The sequence below is a fragment of the Streptomyces albidicamelliae genome, assembly GCF_025642175.1.
GTDB lineage: Bacteria > Actinomycetota > Actinomycetes > Streptomycetales > Streptomycetaceae > Streptomyces > Streptomyces albidocamelliae.
In genome coordinates this window covers 2,374,014-2,389,896 of sequence record NZ_CP106795.1, presented here as the reverse complement: position 1 = coordinate 2,389,896, position 15,883 = coordinate 2,374,014, and the positions used below count along the sequence as shown (strand labels likewise).

17 protein-coding genes are annotated in these 15,883 nt (G+C 72.6%); 11 read left to right on the top strand and 6 right to left on the bottom strand.

Annotated features, from left to right (window positions below):
* Positions 1-43: 43 nt before the first annotated feature.
* Positions 44-940, bottom strand: coding sequence for a class I SAM-dependent methyltransferase (locus N8I86_RS11135; protein WP_073892713.1), 897 nt, complete (start codon positions 938-940; stop codon positions 44-46).
* 303 nt (positions 941-1,243) lie between these two features.
* Between N8I86_RS11135 and rpsA the strand changes: the two genes are divergently transcribed.
* Positions 1,244-2,737 (top strand): 30S ribosomal protein S1, encoded by a 1,494-nt coding sequence (gene rpsA / locus N8I86_RS11130; protein WP_073892711.1) that lies wholly within the window; start codon positions 1,244-1,246, stop codon positions 2,735-2,737.
* 94 nt (positions 2,738-2,831) lie between these two features.
* Here rpsA and N8I86_RS11125 read toward each other — a convergent pair whose 3' ends face one another.
* Positions 2,832-3,791 carry a right-handed parallel beta-helix repeat-containing protein gene (locus N8I86_RS11125; RefSeq protein WP_263277689.1) on the bottom strand — a complete coding sequence of 320 codons (960 nt, stop codon included), beginning with the start codon at positions 3,789-3,791 and terminating at the stop codon, positions 2,832-2,834.
* 249 nt (positions 3,792-4,040) lie between these two features.
* Between N8I86_RS11125 and N8I86_RS11120 the strand changes: the two genes are divergently transcribed.
* The 3 genes from N8I86_RS11120 to N8I86_RS11110 all read left to right on the top strand — a co-directional run bounded on the left by N8I86_RS11120 (position 4,041) and on the right by N8I86_RS11110 (position 6,286).
* Positions 4,041-4,979, top strand: a complete 939-nt coding sequence (locus N8I86_RS11120) for a PAC2 family protein (protein WP_073892707.1) — start codon at positions 4,041-4,043, stop codon at positions 4,977-4,979.
* A gap of 228 nt (positions 4,980-5,207) precedes the next feature.
* On the top strand, positions 5,208-5,855 hold the full coding sequence (gene coaE, locus N8I86_RS11115; RefSeq protein ID WP_263277688.1) for a dephospho-CoA kinase: 648 nt from the start codon (positions 5,208-5,210) through the stop codon (positions 5,853-5,855).
* 50 nt (positions 5,856-5,905) lie between these two features.
* A complete protein-coding gene (locus N8I86_RS11110; RefSeq protein WP_073892701.1) occupies positions 5,906-6,286 on the top strand; it encodes a tetratricopeptide repeat protein in 381 nt (126 codons plus the stop codon).
* Positions 6,287-6,323: 37 nt separating this feature from the next.
* On the opposite strand, the gene N8I86_RS11105 is transcribed toward N8I86_RS11110, so the two are convergent.
* Positions 6,324-6,674: a DUF6343 family protein gene (locus N8I86_RS11105; RefSeq protein ID WP_073892699.1), complete on the bottom strand. Its 351-nt coding sequence runs from the start codon at positions 6,672-6,674 to the stop codon at positions 6,324-6,326.
* 120 nt (positions 6,675-6,794) lie between these two features.
* On the opposite strand from N8I86_RS11105, the gene N8I86_RS11100 reads away from it, so the two are divergent.
* Both N8I86_RS11100 and N8I86_RS11095 read left to right on the top strand, forming a co-directional pair.
* A complete protein-coding gene (locus N8I86_RS11100; protein WP_263277687.1) occupies positions 6,795-7,706 on the top strand; it encodes an acyltransferase domain-containing protein in 912 nt (303 codons plus the stop codon).
* 74 nt (positions 7,707-7,780) lie between these two features.
* Complete coding sequence (locus tag N8I86_RS11095) at positions 7,781-8,464, top strand: class I SAM-dependent methyltransferase (RefSeq protein ID WP_263277686.1); 684 nt, start codon at positions 7,781-7,783, stop codon at positions 8,462-8,464.
* 174 nt (positions 8,465-8,638) lie between these two features.
* Here the strand turns inward: N8I86_RS11095 and N8I86_RS11090 are convergent, their stop codons facing one another.
* The gene (locus N8I86_RS11090) at positions 8,639-9,376 is read right to left on the bottom strand and encodes an RNA-binding S4 domain-containing protein (protein WP_263277685.1); all 738 of its coding nucleotides are present in this window, start codon (positions 9,374-9,376) and stop codon (positions 8,639-8,641) included.
* Between the two features lie 142 nt (positions 9,377-9,518).
* Between N8I86_RS11090 and N8I86_RS11085 the strand changes: the two genes are divergently transcribed.
* Positions 9,519-10,214, top strand: coding sequence for a uracil-DNA glycosylase (locus N8I86_RS11085; protein WP_263277684.1), 696 nt, complete (start codon positions 9,519-9,521; stop codon positions 10,212-10,214).
* Positions 10,215-10,373: 159 nt separating this feature from the next.
* Here the strand turns inward: N8I86_RS11085 and N8I86_RS11080 are convergent, their stop codons facing one another.
* Entirely contained in the window at positions 10,374-10,832 is a 459-nt protein-coding gene (locus N8I86_RS11080; protein WP_073892690.1) for a GNAT family N-acetyltransferase, read from the bottom strand.
* On the bottom strand, positions 10,829-11,248 hold the full coding sequence (locus N8I86_RS11075; RefSeq protein WP_123438242.1) for a RidA family protein: 420 nt from the start codon (positions 11,246-11,248) through the stop codon (positions 10,829-10,831). The genes N8I86_RS11080 and N8I86_RS11075 overlap by 4 nt, the downstream gene beginning before the upstream one ends.
* Before the next feature lie 324 nt (positions 11,249-11,572).
* On the opposite strand from N8I86_RS11075, the gene N8I86_RS11070 reads away from it, so the two are divergent.
* The 4 genes from N8I86_RS11070 (at position 11,573) to N8I86_RS11055 (ending at position 15,866) form a co-directional block, all read left to right on the top strand.
* Positions 11,573-12,340 carry a nucleotidyltransferase domain-containing protein gene (locus N8I86_RS11070; RefSeq protein WP_263277683.1) on the top strand — a complete coding sequence of 256 codons (768 nt, stop codon included), beginning with the start codon at positions 11,573-11,575 and terminating at the stop codon, positions 12,338-12,340.
* Between the two features lie 241 nt (positions 12,341-12,581).
* Complete coding sequence (locus tag N8I86_RS11065) at positions 12,582-14,627, top strand: FUSC family protein (protein WP_263277682.1); 2,046 nt, start codon at positions 12,582-12,584, stop codon at positions 14,625-14,627.
* A 265-nt stretch (positions 14,628-14,892) separates the two neighbouring features.
* Positions 14,893-15,537 (top strand): DUF899 domain-containing protein, encoded by a 645-nt coding sequence (locus N8I86_RS11060; protein WP_263277681.1) that lies wholly within the window; start codon positions 14,893-14,895, stop codon positions 15,535-15,537.
* A 152-nt stretch (positions 15,538-15,689) separates the two neighbouring features.
* On the top strand, positions 15,690-15,866 hold the full coding sequence (locus N8I86_RS11055; protein WP_185091418.1) for a hypothetical protein: 177 nt from the start codon (positions 15,690-15,692) through the stop codon (positions 15,864-15,866).
* Positions 15,867-15,883 lie beyond the last annotated feature (17 nt).

Sequence of the window (15,883 nt, the reverse complement as noted above, 5' to 3'; positions counted from 1 at the left end):
CCTTTCCTCACCGAAGGGCCTGCGATCCCCCTCGGGAACCGCCTCAGTCCCGCTCGCAGACGAAGATCGCCGTCCCCGGGATCAGATTGCCGCGCAGCGGGGACCAGCCGCCCCACTCCGAGGTGTTCCAGGCCGGCCACTCCGGCTCCACCAGGTCCACCAGCCGGAAGCCCGCGCCCACGACGTCCCGCACCCGGTCGCCGAGCGTCCTGTGGTGCTCGACGTACACCGCGCGGCCGTCGTCGTCCTGCTCCACGTAGGGCGTGCGGTCGAAGTAGGAGGCGGACACCGACAGGCCCTCGGGCCCCGGCTCGTCCGGGAACGCCCAGCGGACCGGGTGCGTCACCGAGAAGACGAACCGGCCGCCCGGCCGCAGCACCCTGCGCACCTCCCGCAGCACCAGCCGCGGGTCGGCGACGAACGGCAGCGCCCCGTACGCGGAGCACGCCAGGTCGAAGGCGCCGTCCGCGAAGGGCAGCGCGCCGGCGTCGGCACAGACAAGGGGAAACGATCCGCCGATCCGCAGGGCGTGCTGCAGCTGGCGGTGCGAGAGGTCCAGGGCCACCGGACGGGCGCCCTGGGCGGCCAGCCAGCGCGAGCACTGGGCCGCGCCCGCGCCGATCTCCAGCACGTCCTTGTCCTTGAGGTCCTCCTGCGGGCCGAGCAGCTCGGCCTCCACCTCGTCCAGGCCCTCCGGGCACCAGACGAAGCGGTCGTCACCGAGGAACGTGCCGTGCTCGACCTGGTACTCGTCCGCGTTGCGGTCCCACCAGCCCCGGTTCGCCCGGGAGCTCTCCGCGATCCCGGCGTCACGCCGGGTGGCCTCCGGTTCGGACCCCTCGAATTCCCCGGGTTCGTGCGCTTCCGGCTCTTGGATGATCGGCTCCCTCGTCGTAATCTTCCGTCCAACCCGCCGGGGGCCGTCACACAGGCGGCCCATGGGCCCGCGTGGCCTCCTGGGACGATTCTTCTGCCGGAATTGCGGCGAACCGCCCCGGGTGTGCGCCTTCGCGCATTGACCCTTTCCGGCTGCCCCCGTATGCTACAAGTTGCGCTGCGAGCCTGCGCACCTCAGACGTAGCAGGCTGCGCTCGCATCTGTTGTATGTCCCCTCGGTTGTCGAGGCGCCATCACCGGTTCTCTGGTGGGGCGCTTCCTTGGCTGTCCGGCTTCTTCAGAGCGATACGGGCTCCCGGCGTAGCAGTACCTACGACTCAATGTCCGTACCGGAGCCCTTTCCCACATGACGAGCAGCACCGAGACCACCGCCACCACCCCGCAGGTTGCGGTCAACGACATCGGTAACGAGGAAGCCTTCCTCGCCGCGATCGACGAGACGATCAAGTACTTCAACGACGGCGACATCGTCGACGGCGTCATCGTGAAGGTCGACCGGGACGAGGTCCTGCTCGACATCGGTTACAAGACCGAAGGTGTCATCCCGAGCCGCGAGCTCTCGATCAAGCACGACGTCGACCCCAACGAGGTCGTCGCCGTCGGTGACGAGATCGAAGCCCTTGTTCTCCAGAAGGAGGACAAGGAAGGCCGCCTGATCCTCTCGAAGAAGCGCGCCCAGTACGAGCGTGCCTGGGGCACCATCGAGAAGATCAAGGAAGAGGACGGCATCGTCACCGGTACCGTCATCGAGGTCGTCAAGGGTGGTCTCATCCTCGACATCGGCCTCCGCGGCTTCCTCCCGGCCTCCCTGGTCGAGATGCGCCGTGTCCGCGACCTCCAGCCCTACGTGGGCAAGGAGCTCGAGGCCAAGATCATCGAGCTGGACAAGAACCGCAACAACGTGGTCCTGTCCCGCCGTGCCTGGCTGGAGCAGACCCAGTCCGAGGTCCGCCAGACGTTCCTCACGACCCTCCAGAAGGGTCAGGTCCGCTCCGGCGTGGTCTCCTCGATCGTCAACTTCGGTGCCTTCGTGGACCTGGGTGGCGTCGACGGTCTGGTCCACGTCTCCGAGCTGTCCTGGAAGCACATCGACCACCCGTCCGAGGTCGTCGAGGTCGGCCAGGAGGTCACCGTCGAGGTTCTCGACGTGGACATGGACCGCGAGCGCGTCTCCCTGTCGCTGAAGGCGACCCAGGAAGACCCGTGGCAGCAGTTCGCCCGCACCCACCAGATCGGCCAGGTCGTGCCCGGTAAGGTCACGAAGCTGGTTCCGTTCGGTGCGTTCGTCCGCGTGGACGAGGGCATCGAGGGTCTGGTCCACATCTCCGAGCTGGCCGAGCGCCACGTGGAGATCCCGGAGCAGGTCGTCCAGGTCAACGACGAGATCTTCGTCAAGGTCATCGACATCGACCTCGAGCGCCGCCGCATCAGCCTCTCGCTGAAGCAGGCCAACGAGGCCTTCGGTGCCGACCCGGCGACGGTCGAGTTCGACCCGACCCTGTACGGCATGGCCGCGTCGTACGACGACCAGGGCAACTACATCTACCCCGAGGGCTTCGACCCCGAGACCAACGACTGGCTCGAGGGCTACGAGACCCAGCGCGAGGCGTGGGAGCACCAGTACGCCGAGGCGCAGCAGCGCTTCGAGCAGCACCAGCAGCAGGTCATCAAGAGCCGCGAGGCCGACGCTGCCGCTGCCGCCGAGGGTGGCGAGGCTGCCGCTCCGGCCGCGTCGGGTGGCGGTTCGTACTCCTCCGAGGGTGCCGACACCTCCGGTGCCCTGGCCTCGGACGAGGCGCTTGCCGCGCTGCGCGAGAAGCTGGCCGGCGGCCAGAGCTGATCGCTGCCGCTGAGGCTTAGCCGATAGTCGGCTGAGGGGTCGTACCTTTCGGGGTACGGCCCCTCGGTGCGTTCCGGGTCCGGCCGTCTCCCCGTCAGGGGGTGACAGGGATGTTCGTCAGGCCCTTGCCGCCGGTCACCGTGTTGCTGCGGTACACGGTCGTACGGCAGCTTGCGCTGTTGTTGGTGACGTCGATCGCCAGCCGCGTGGCGCCCCCGGCACCCGTCAATGTCGACTTGTTTCCTTTGAAGGCGGTGCCGCAGCCCCAGCCCGACTGCTGGGTGTGGGTCTGGTAGCCGTCGTTCGTGGTGTTCCTGCCGGTGTTGTCCTGCACCAGGACGTCGTTGCCCTTCACGTCGACCCAGGAGTCGTCGAAGTTGGCGCCGGTCAGCCCGCTGCCGTCGAAGGTGTTCCCGACGATCCGCGCCCCGGTCGTGCCCTCCTTGATGTCGACGTTCTCGCCGCCCACGTCCGGTCCGATCGTGTTGCCCAGGATCTGGATGCGGTCGCTCCGGTCGGACAGGGTGTTCGCGGTGCCCACGTACACCCCCTCGCCCATGCCGCGGCCGTCGTTCCCGGTGTCGTAGATCCGCGAGTTCCTGATCACGCCGTCGGTGCTGGAGGTGCGGAAGTGCACGCCCTCCATGTCCAGGCCGTGCACCGTCACCCCGTCGACGACCACACCCTTCGCCGCGTCGATCATGATGCCCTTCTGGCCGCCGGTCACGGTCAGCCCGCTGACCGTCCAGAAGGAGGCGCCGTTCAGATGCAGGCCGTAGCCGCCGCTCGCGGTGAGGACGGCCCCGGGGGAGCCGGTGAGGGTGACGCGTGCCGTGGCGGTGCCCGGTGCGGTCGCCTTGAAGTTGCCGGTGTACGTGCCGTCCGCCAGGTGGATCGTGTCGCCGGGTCCGGCGCCAGCCAGCGCCGCCTTGAGCTGTGCGGCGGTGCCGACCTCGATGGTGGAGGCGGCCGGGGCGGGGCCGGCGCAGAGGAGGAGCCCGCCGGCGGCGGCGGTCGCGGCGAGCAGGGAGGTGAGCGGCGTACGCGTGCGCATGGGAGGTGCCTTCCTGTCGGCGGGTTCCTGACCTGACCGTCGTGCTGCGGACGTTCCGACGGCGTCCAGGAAGAGATCTCATACATGAACAGTGAACGTCCATATGAACAGCACTGCTGGTGAAGGTACGGACCAGGTGACGGAGCGTCAAGAGACCCCGCATGAGATGCCTGATCAGCGGGCCGACACGGGAATGCCCACGCCCCAACGTGCGTTGACCACCACTGGACACGAGGAGGAGCGGTCACAGTGCTTGATCCGCAGGGTTTGTACGCATGGGAGCCGAAGGGCGTTGCCGTCGTCGACATGGCGCTCGCCCAGGAGTCGGCCGGTCTTGTCATGCTCTACCACTTCGACGGATACATCGACGCGGGCGAGACCGGCGACCAGATCGTCGACCGGCTGCTCGACTCGATGCCCCACCAGGTCGTCGCGCGCTTCGACCACGACCGGCTCGTCGACTACCGGGCACGCCGGCCCCTGCTGACCTTCAAGCGGGACCGCTGGGAGGACTACGAGGTCCCGGCCATCGAGGTCCGCCTCCTCCAGGACACCACGGGCGCTCCCTTCCTCCTGCTCTCCGGCCCCGAGCCGGACGTGGAATGGGAGCGGTTCGCGGCGGCCGTGCAGCAGATCGTGGAGCGGCTCGGTGTCCGCCTGTCCGTGAACTTCCACGGCATCCCCATGGGCGTCCCGCACACCCGCCCCGTGGGCCTCACCCCGCACGGCAACCGCACCGACCTCGTCCCCGGCCACCGCAGCCCCTTCGACGAGGCGCAGGTGCCCGGCAGCGCCGAGTCCCTGATCGAGTACCGCCTGATGGAGGCCGGACACGACGTCCTGGGCGTCGCCGCACACGTGCCGCACTACATCGCCCGGTCCCCCTACCCCGACGCGGCACTGACCGTCGTCGAGGCGATCACCGCCGCCACCGGACTGGTCCTGCCCGGCGTCGCGCACTCCCTGCGCACCGAGGCCCACCGCACCCAGACGGAGATCGACCGCCAGGTCCAGGAGGGTGACGAGGAACTGACCGCGCTCGTCCAGGGCCTGGAGCACCAGTACGACGCCGCCGCCGGCGCCGAGACCAGGGGCAACATGCTCGCCGAGCCCACGGACATCCCCTCGGCCGACGAGATCGGGCGCGAGTTCGAGCGGTTCCTGGCGGAACGGGAGGGCGAGGGCTGACGGCCGCGCCTCGCATGCGCAGCGTGCGGACCAGGTGGCACGCGGCCTCGGTGAGCGGCATGGAGTCCATGGAGTCTCTCCACGCGGCCACGGCGAGCGGCAAGCGGCGCCTCCGCGTGGCAAGCGGACTCGCCCCCTGGCACGCGGCCGGCTCGCCGCGCGGGGCCGGCCGCCACCGGCCCGTACCCCTCGCTGTGGCCCCCGAGAGGAAGGTCTAGGCTTCCGCCCATGCTGAAAGTGGGCCTGACCGGCGGCATCGGCGCCGGCAAGAGCGAGGTGTCGCGGCTGCTCGTGGAGCACGGGGCCGTGCTGATCGACGCGGACCGCATCGCGCGCGAGGTGGTCGCGCCCGGCACTCCCGGCCTCGCGGCCGTCGCCGAGGCCTTCGGCGAGGACGTCCTGGCCGCCGACGGCAGCCTCGACCGGCCCCGCCTCGGCTCGATCGTCTTCGCCGACCCCGAGAAACTCGCCCTCCTGAACTCGATCGTCCACCCGCTGGTGGGCGCCCGCTCCCAGGAGCTGGAGACCGCCGCGGCCGACGACGCCGTGGTGATCCACGACGTACCGCTCCTCACCGAGAACGGCCTCGCGCCGCTCTACGACGTCGTGGTCGTCGTCGACGCGCCCCCCGGGACCCAGCTCGACCGGCTGGTGCGGCTGAGAGGGATGACGGAGGACGACGCACGCGCGCGTATGGCCGCACAGGCGTCACGTGAGCAGCGCCGGGAGATCGCCGACATCGTGATCGACAACGACGTGCCGCTCGACGCGCTGCGCAAGCGTGTCGCCGAGGTGTGGGACGACCTCGTGCGCCGGGTACCCGCACGCGCGGAGAGGTCAGGCGACGGGCGCCCGCGGGACGCCGCTCCGGAATAACGGCCCTGTCCGCGGGCGTTGAACCGCCGGAGCGAGGGAAGGACTCTGCCGTGCCCGAGACCAGCGGTTCCAGCGGACGTACACCGGAGACGCATGTCATCGACTTCCGTGCCGCCGAGCATCTGCTCAACGCACGGGACCCGCGGGGCGCGGTGAAACTGCTCGACGGAGTCATCGCCGCGTACCCGGAGAACACCGCCGCGCGACTCCTCCGCGCGCGCGCCTTCTTCGCCGCGGCGCAACTGCGTCCCGCGGAACTCGAATTCACCATCGTCCTGGAGCGCGAACCGGACAACGCGTTCGCGCACTTCGCGCTCGCCCGCACCTACGAACGCCAGGGCCGCCCCGAGCAGGCCAAACGCCACTTCCGGCTGGCGGCCGCGCTCGACCCCAACCCGCAGTACCTGAAGGCCGCCCACTTCGAGGACTGACCGTCGTCACCGGGCGCCGTCACCCGCCACCGGTCTCTCACGGATGCCGGTGCCTCGGCGGTCCCGGATACGGCGGCGATCCCGGATACGGGGGCGATCCCGGGTGCGACGACGGCCCCGGGCGCGGCGGTCCGGCATCCGGCGGCCGGTACGGCGGAACGTCAGGGCCCGGTTGATAGTGCGGGCCCTGCCGGAGGTGCCTGAGGATCATGGCCGTGTCGACGGTGACCACCAGCCACAGCACCCCGCACGCGGCCGCCCAGCCGGGGCGCCCGGCGAGCGCGAACGCCGCCGTGCCGAAGACCGCCCAGGCCAGTCCCCACATGCTCAGCCAGAACCGCGCCCGCAGGGCACTGCGCGCGGTCGCCGGTTCACTGCCCGTACGCATCGGATCACCACTCCTTCTTGCAACGTACTCTTCGACGCCGATGCGCGACAACGCCCGGCGGGAGCGCGCGCCGGATCCCGCACCCCGAGTACGCGACCGTTCACCGAAGGGGGACCCACCGTGCTGCCGGACGCCGGCGGCCTTCCCGACCTGCTGCTCGACCTCGCCGTACCGCACGAGGACATCAACGAACTCGTCGCGCTGCGACGCCGGGTGAGCGGCGACCCGAGCATGCTGAGGCTGCTGGAGGCGTGCGTCCAGGAGCTCTTCCAGGACCTGGACGACGTGGGACGCACCCCCGACCTCGGCGGCCTGCTCGCCTCCGCGCCGGCCGAGCTCACCGGCACCTTCCCGCTGTACGTCTTCCTCGCCGCGTTGCCGCGCACCCTCGCCCACCAGCGGGAGCGTGGCATCCCGGCCGAGATCACCCGGCGCACCCTGGCCGACCTGGGCCGCCAGATCGCGGTGCATCGCCGGCGGCACGGCAGAGCCGGTCTCCAGTCGCCGCGCTGGCCGGCCCGTCACTTCCGCGGCGAGCTGCACCAACTGGGACGGCTGCAGTTCGAGCGGGCGCGACTCGGCCGGCGCACGGCACAGGCGCTCGCCTCGCACGGGACGGACGCGGCGCCCGGCGACGCCTGCCTGCTGCTGCACGTCCCCGACTTCCTCGGCCCGCTGACCCCGTCCGCGTGCGACCGCTCGCTGGCCCTGGCCCGCGCCTTCTTCGCCCGCCACTTCCCCGAGGAGCGGCCGGAGGTCGTGACGTGCCATTCCTGGCTGCTCGACCCGCAGTTGACGCGGTACCTGCCCGCGGACTCCCACATCGTCCGGTTCCAGTCCCGCTTCCGGACCGTCCGCGAGGACACCGAGCCCGCCGACACCGAACCCGTCCAGTTCGTCTTCGGGGATCCGGACCTGCCGGTGGCCGAACTGCCCCGCCGCACCTCCGTGGAACGGGCCGTGGGGGACCATCTGCGGACGGGCGGCCACTGGTACATCGGTCACGGATGGTTCCCGCTTCACACCGAATAGCTCGAACGAGTGAACCACCCTCGAACGGGAACGGCCCCCCGAGCACCACCCGTTGTGCAGGCATGCCAGTCGAAATGCGTGAGGGATACGAGGGCACGGGCCCCGGTGCGATCACCCCGGACGGCTGCGCGGTCGAGCTGTACGAGCGGCTGCCGGTGGGCGAGGAACCGGACGTCATCACCGCCGCGATACCGGCGGTGGCCCACATTCTCGAACTGGGCAGCGGAGTGGGCCGGGTGACCCACGCCCTGCTGGACCGGGGCTTCACGGTCACCGCGGTGGACGAGTCCGCGGACATGCTCGCCCGGATCCGTGGGGCCCGCACCATATGCGGCCCCATAGAGCACCTCGACCTGGGCGGTGAGCGCTTCGACGTGGTGATGCTCGCGTCGTTCCTCGTGCACACCGGTGACGAGGAGGTCCGCAGAGGCCTGCTGCGCACCTGCGTCCGGCACGTGGCACAGGGCGGCTGCGTGCTCATCCAGCGGGAGGGCGGCGACTACCACACGAACATCCCCCGGGAGCGGGTCGACCCGAGCGGTTTCACCGTCCGCATCGCCTCGGCGGAGCCCGTCGGCGAGGGGGTGCACTCGGTCCGCGCCGAGTACGTGTTCCCCGACGCCGTCTGGACACAGACGTTCCTCTCCCGCCCCCTGACCAAGGAGCAGTTCGAATCCGCACTGGCGGAGGCGGGCCTGGAGGTGGACACCTACCTGACACCCGACGGCATGTGGGTGAGGGCGGTGCCGACGGCTTAGGCGCAGCGGCTAGCGGCTAGCGGCTAGCGGCTAGTGGGGGAGGAGGGGCGAGGGCCCCAGCGCGCCCGCTGCTCCGCCCTTCCAGGCGGTCCCTCGGGCCGTGGTCGAAGTCCGTCCGTCAGGCAGCCGGCGGTACGCCCGCCGTCCTGAGGGCGTGGCCGGCGAGTGACCGGCTCAGCGGGAGCGCCCGCCCGACCCGTGGGAACCTCCCGGTCCGGCGGGCCCGCGCGGCGTGCCTCGTCCGCTCCCTCGTCCACCGGTTCCACGCGTGGAACCCGATCCGCCCGATCCGCCCGGGCCGCCAGATCCACCGTGCCCTCCGAATCCGGGGGCGCCGCCGAAGCCCGGTGATCCAGCCGGGCCGGGCGGGCCGGCGAGGCCGCGGAGGCGCTCCATCTCGCGGCGGTCCCGCTTGGTGGGGCGGCCCGCGCCCCGGTCGCGGATACCGGCGGGGGCGATGGCCTCCCGCGGCGGGGGCGGAGGGGAGTTGTCGACGTAGCACTGGGCGGCCACGGGCGCGCCGACCCGCTTGCGGATCAGCCGCTTGACGATCACGATCCGTTCCCGGCCCTCGTTCCGCAGGCGCACCTCGTCGCCGATGCGCACGGAGTGGGCGGCCTTCACCCGCTCGCCGTTGACGTGCACGTGGCCGCCACGGCAGGCGGCGGCCCCCAGGGAACGCGTCTTGATCAGGCGCACGGCCCAGATCCAGCTGTCGATCCGGACCGTCTCGCCGCTGGCCGCCCCAGCGGCCTCGGCAGCGGCCACCGCGGCGGCTGTCTTCGGATCGAGCGGCTGGTCGGCGGAGGCGTCGCCATCGGCGTCGGAGCGCTCGGCACCCTCAGCGGGAGTCGTCCCGTCCGGCGCGCCGGACCCACCGTTCACGTTCTCGTCCGCATCCTCGGAAGCCATGTCCCGACCTTAACTCCAGGAGCCGGCCGCCCCGGAGGGGATTTCCCGCGAGCGGCACGCGCCCGAACCGGGGGCCGCGCAGGTGATCGGCTCGTCCGACGGGGCTGCGTCGGGCCGCCCGGCCGGGGCATACGGTGGCGGTATGGACGACAGCAGTGCCCTCGCCCGGCTCGACCGCCGCGTCGCGGACTGCGGGGCCTGCCCCCGGCTGGTCGACTGGCGCGAGGAGGTGGCCCGGACCAAACGGGCCGCGTTCGCCGACTGGACGTACTGGGGGCGGCCGGTGCCGGGATTCGGTCCCGAGGACGCCCGGCTGGTGATCATCGGGCTGGCGCCGGCCGCGCACGGCGGAAACCGCACGGGCCGGATGTTCACCGGGGACCGCTCCGGAGACGTGCTCTACCAGGCCCTCTACGACGTCGGCCTGGCCTCGCAGCCCACTTCGGTGAGCATCGACGACGGCCTGGAACTGTACGGCGTCCGGGTCACGGCGCCGGTGCACTGCGCTCCGCCCGCCAACAAGCCCACCCCCGGCGAACGCGACACCTGCCGGCCCTGGCTGGTCCAGGAGCTCAAGCTGCTGCGCCCCACACTGAAGGCGGCGGTCGTCCTCGGTGCCTTCGGCTGGCAGGCCGCGCTTCCCGCGTTCGCCGAAGCGGGCTGGACCGTGCCCCGTCCCCGCCCGTCCTTCGCCCACGGCACCAGGGTCGCCCTCGACGGCCTGGAAGTCTTCGGCTGCTTCCACGTCAGCCAGCGCAACACCTTCACCGGGCGCCTCACCACCGAGATGCTCCGCGAGGTACTGCGCACGGCGGCGGACGCGGCCGGACTGCCGTGACGGCTCCTCGGCCGGGGACGGTCGGCGGGGCCCACCTGCGCCACGGGGTCGTCACCACGATCTAGCCTTCGACCACTCCCACTGCCGGATCTAGCCTTCGACCGCTCCCGCATCCGGATCGAGGACAGCCTCTGGGCGGCCGGCCCCGCCGCGCCACTCTCAGGGCCGCCACACGTAGCGCACGTCCGGCTCCCGCTCCTCGTTGCCGCTGCCGTCGGTGTACTCGGCCGCGGTGAATCCGTGCCGCTCGTAGAAGCGGTGGGCCGGTTCGTTGACCTGGAAGGTCCACAGGGTCAGTCCGTCGGGGCTGCGCTCCTTGGCCAGGGTGACGAACCGGTCCCCGAGGCCCCGCCCCCGCCAGTCCGGTTCCAGGTACAGCTGCGACAGCTTCTCTCCGTCCAGCACCATCAGGCCGACGATCCCGGTTCCGGACGCCTCCGCCACCCAGGTCTCCCGCAGCGGCACCACGACGTCGCGGATGTAGTCCCGTACGTCGTCGTCCGTGCGCGGCCGTACGACCGTCGGCAGCGCGGCGGTGAAGGACCGCAGCCAGACGTCGGCGGCGGCCCGGGCGTCGGCCGCGGTGGCGCGGCGCAGCACCACTGCCCCGTCCGTCACCGGCTGCCCTCTTCCCGTTCGGGCACCACGGCCGTGGCGGTGATCTCGACCAGCTGGCCGGTGTAGCCGAGGCAGGCGACGCCGAGCAGCGTGGAGGAGTGCGGGCCCTTGCTCAGCCCCGACGCCTCCACGACCTCCCACACCGCGGACAGCACCGAGGGTTCGCCGCTCACGACGTACACCTCGGTCACGATCACGTGCTCCAGGTCGCTTCCTACCGCACGCAGTTGCTCGCGGAGGTTGGCGATCACCTGCTCGGCCTGCCTGACGGGGTCGCCCGGGCCCACCACCTCCCCCTTGTCGTCGAGGGGCACGGCGCCGGCGAGGAAAGCGAGCTTCGTGCCCGCCTCGACCACGGAGGCGTGGGAATAGGTGGGCGGCGGGAAGAGTCCGGGCGCGGTCACTCGCCGGATCACGGCGGCTCCTTGAGGTCGGGGGCGGACTCCGGCTGGGGTGCCGGAGGCGGGTGGGGCCGAGGCGCCGGCCCGGACCCGGAGTTCGGTCTTCGTACCTCGGTGCGGGCGACCGGAACCGAGGGCCGGCGGCCGACGGGCCGGGGCCCGCAACCTCCCGATCATCCGCGCCGCGTACCGTCCCGCGCATCCCGTTTTCCGGCGGCGGGCGCGCCGTGCCCACCCGAATCCGCTCGCCCCGCACCCCGCCCACCCCCTACGCTCCACCCCGCCGCCCATCCCTTACGCGCCCATCCCCCCCCGCGCACACCCAGGAGGCCGTCGAGCATGCCCGCCCTTCCCGACCGGGTCTTCCTCTCCACCACCGCGGACCGTCTGGCCTCGCTGCCGGCCGTGGAAGCCGTGGCCCTCGGCGGTTCCCGGGCCCAGGGCACGCAGCGGGACGACAGCGACTGGGACCTGGCCGTGTACTACCGCGGCCGGTTCGACCCCGGCCGTCTGCGGGCCGTCGGCTGGGAGGGCGAGGTGTCCGAGGTCGGCGGCTGGGGAGGCGGCGTCTTCAACGGCGGGGCCTGGCTGACCGTCGACGGACGCCGGGTCGACGTGCACTACCGGGACCTGGACGTGGTCGAGCACGAACTGGCGGAGGCGAGGGAGGGCCGGTTCCGGGTGGAGCCGCTGCTGTTCCACCTCGCCGGGATCCCCACCTACCTGCTCGTGGCCGAACTCGCCGTCAACCAGGTCCTCAGGGGAGCCCTGCCCCGCCCGGCGGGCTACCCGGACAGGCTGCGGGCGACCGCCGCGGAACGCTGGGGCGGCACCGCCCGCGCCACCCTCGCCTACGCCAAGGACAACCACGCTGTCCACGGGCGCCTCACGGAGACCGCGGGAGCCGTCGCCACGGCCGCGGCCCAGGCCGCCCACGCCGTACTCGCGGCACGCGGCGAGTGGGTGACCAACGAGAAGAGGCTCCTGGAGCGAGCCGGACTGCGCGCGGTCGACGCGGTACTGGGCGCGCTGCGGCCCGATTCCGGGATCCTCGTTGCCGCCGTCACCGCGGCCGAGGCCGTCATCGCCGGGGCGCTGCGCTCATGACGGCTTGGTGACCATGGCAAAATGGGCGGAACAGCGAATTGCGTTCATAAAGAAACCGGCCCCTCCGGGCAGGTTTCACCTCCCTGAAACGTGAGCGGCCCGTTCACTCGGGGAACGCGCCCTACCGTGGGGATCACCACGCCCGGCACCAGCGTGTGCCGGCCGCGTGACCCCCTCGTGGGATCCGCCCGGCCACCGTCGTCCGAAGGCCCACCCCTGCCCTCGTACGAACAGGAGCCCCGTGTCCCGGCCCGCCGCACCCCCATGGCTCGCCCACGCCTTCCGCGCCCAGCGCGGCCCCGTGCCCTGGAGCGCGGTGACCCGGGGCGCACTCGCCGCCGGGCCGTTGCTGCTCGCCGGTGTCCTCGGCGGACGGACGTCCGTCGGGGTGCTCGCCGCCGTCGCCGCCATGCTCGCCGGGATCAACGACCGGCCCGGCAGCCGGCGCGCCTCCGTCAGGCGCCTCGGGGTGCCCGCCCTGGCCGGAGCACTCGGGCTGCTCGTGGGGACGTACGCCGGGCAGGGGATGACGGCCGTACCGCTGGCCCTGGCGTTCACCGGACTCGGGCTGGTCGCGGGAGGCGTCAGCGCGGTCGGGCCCGTCGCCAGCGCCGCGGGCACCCAGCTTCTCGTCGCCGCCGCCTTCGGCGCCGGGATGCCGGCCGCGGAGAGCGGCTGGCAGCGGGCCCTCGCCTTCCTCGCCGGGGCCGGCTGGCTGATGCTGCTGCGGCTGGCCCTGCCCTCGCCCGGCTCACCCGCCGGTGACTTCCGCTTCGACGGGGAGCGGGCGGCGGTCGCCGACGTGTACGACGCGATCGCCGCGCTCCTCGACGCCGCGGGCGGCCCTCACGCCACCGCCCGGCGGGCCGCGCTCACCGCCACCCTCGACCACGCGCAGGACGCACTCGGCGGGCCCCGGCTGCGCCGGTACGCCGGCTCGTCCGCCGAGCGCCGGCTGCAGGCCCGGTACGCGGCGGCGCTGCCCCTCGCCGAGGCCGCGACCGCGCTCTTCTGGGTGGGGGAGCCCGTCGCGGCCAGGGCCTCCGAAGGGCCCCGGCGGCTCGCCGCCGCCGTCCGCGGCGACACCCCGGCCGGACCGCTGCCCGCTCCCCGCGTCCCCCGTGCCGGGCTGCGCCTGCGGGCCGCGGTCCCCGTCACGCCCGCGCTGCGCGCCCTCGACGACGCCCTGCTGCGCGCGGCCCAGGCCTTCGACCGGGCCGACGGCGCCCACCACCGGCTGATCGCCAGGCGCCTGGGCGTCCGCGACGCGGCCCGGGCCGTGTTCGGCGCCGGTGGACGCGAGTACGGCCTGCGGGTCGCACTCTGCTTCGGCGGCAGCGCCGCCATCGCCCAGACGCTGCACCACACCCGCTGGTACGGGCACCACGAGCACTGGTACTGGCTGCCCGTCACCGCCGTCTTCCTCGTCAAGCCCGATCTCGGACCCCTGGCCTCGCGCGTGCTGTGCCGGGCCGCCGGGACCGTGCTGGGCGCCCTGGTCTTCGCCGCTCTCGCCGCGTTGCTGCCCCGCCCGGCGGGACTGTTCCTGCTGGTCACGGTGTGCGGCGCGCTCGTACCGGTGGCCGTACGGCACTTCGCCGCCCTGACCGCCGTCATCACCGTCCTGGTGCTCGCTCTCGGCATGGTCGGCGGGGAGCCGCAGGCCTCCGTCAGCCGGATCGGTGAGACGCTCCTGGCCTGTGCGCTCGTGCTGGTCGTCGGGCACCTGCCGGTGCCCGGCCGGCGAGGCGGCGCGGTCAAGGCCCGCCTCGCCACGGCAGGTACCGCCGCGCACGCCTACCTCGCCCACGTCCTCGGCGACCCCGGCCACCCCGCCGACGGGGCCGGGCGGAGGGCGCCGAGCGGGGCCGCCGACCTGGCCGGGCGGTGGGCCCAGGAGGAACCCGCCGATCGAGCGCGGCCGGCGAAGGGCGGGCCCGCCGATCGAGCCGCGCGGCCGGCGGAGGACGGGCCCACGTCAGGGGTGCCCGCCCGGTGCGACGACCGTCCCGAGCGGTGGGCGTTGCGCCGGGAGGCCTACCGCGCCCTCGCCGAGGCCCGTACCGCCATCGCGCTCGCCGCCGCCGAACTGCCCGCCCTGGCCCGGCACACCGAGGGGACGGACGCCGTCGCGGAGGTGCTGGAACGGCTCGTGGACACGACGACGGCCTGCGCCGTCCACCTCGACGACACCGGCCGCCTCACACCCCGCCACGTGCGGCAGCTGCGCGCTGCGCTCACCGAGCTGGAACTCCAGGGGATGCGGGTCCCGGCACCCGCCGCCTGAGCCCGGCCGGGGCCTCGATGTACCGTTTACGTACGGCGGTTGACGGAGGGCCGGCCGCCCCGGCCGACCGCAGGCACGTACGACGGGGTCCACGCCTACGGCCGCTGAGCAGGCGGTTTCCCCGAGACGGAACGCACGGACGGCGCGCCGGCGGCGGCCGTCGCGGCCCGCCGGGAAACCGGCCGAAAAAGAACTCCGGGCGGGGCGATGAGTTTCGTATCCGAGGTCGGTCACCACCGTGACGGACCGTCGGACAGGAGAGCCCATGTCGCTTCCCGAGATCGTCTCGCGTGAGCAATGGCGCGCGGCGCGCGAGGAGTTGCTGCGGAAGGAGGAGGCGGTCAGGCGGGCCCGCGAGGCCCTCGGCGCCGAGCGGCGACGGCTGCCCATGGTCGAGGTCGACCCCGAGTACGTCTTCGAGGGCGGCGACGGCAAGGCCACCCTCCTGGACCTCTTCGAGGGCCGCGCCCAGCTCGTCGTCCACCACTTCATGTTCGCGCCGGAGTGGGAGGAGGGCTGCCCCTGCTGCGCGGCCTTCCTGGACCAGGTCGGCCACCTCGCGCACCTGCGCGCCAGGAACACCTCGTTCGCGGCCGTGTCCCGGGCCCCGTTCACCCGCATCCTGCCGTTCAAGGCACGTATGGGCTGGGCGGTGCCCTGGTACTCCTCCGGCCACAGCGACTTCAACCGCGACTTCGAGGCCACCGTCCCCTCGGCCGGGAACCAGGTCGAACGGCCGGGCGTCAGCAGCTTCCTGCGCGACCACGACCAGGTCTTCCACACCTACTCGGTGTACGACGACGGACTGGACGGAGTCGGCACCCTCGCCGGCCTCCTCGACCTGACCGCGCTGGGCCGGAGCCCGGCCGGAAGCGACCACCTCCGCCTTCACGACGAGTACGAGAACTGACACGGACGGTGCCGTTCCTGTCACAACGTGAACGGACTCTCACCGTCCGCGCCCAGCAGGTGTAGACAATGTCTCAGTCCCGTCACCGAGCGAGCCGTTTCCCCTCTCCAGGGCGTTAACTCCAACAAGTACGACGCTTCTGGAGGTGCGAGATGGTGAACGGGCGAACGGTGCTCGAACGCTTTCCCGCCGGTGGTCCGCGGGGATCCTGGCCCGCGGAGGAGTTCGCGCACGCGCGACGCCAGGAAGGCCTGCCCGCCGAGGTCGTGATGGACCTCGCGACGGACACCTTCCTCGTGATCGTGCGCGGGGCCGAAGCCGTCGAGTGACACCGCCGGCGCCGACC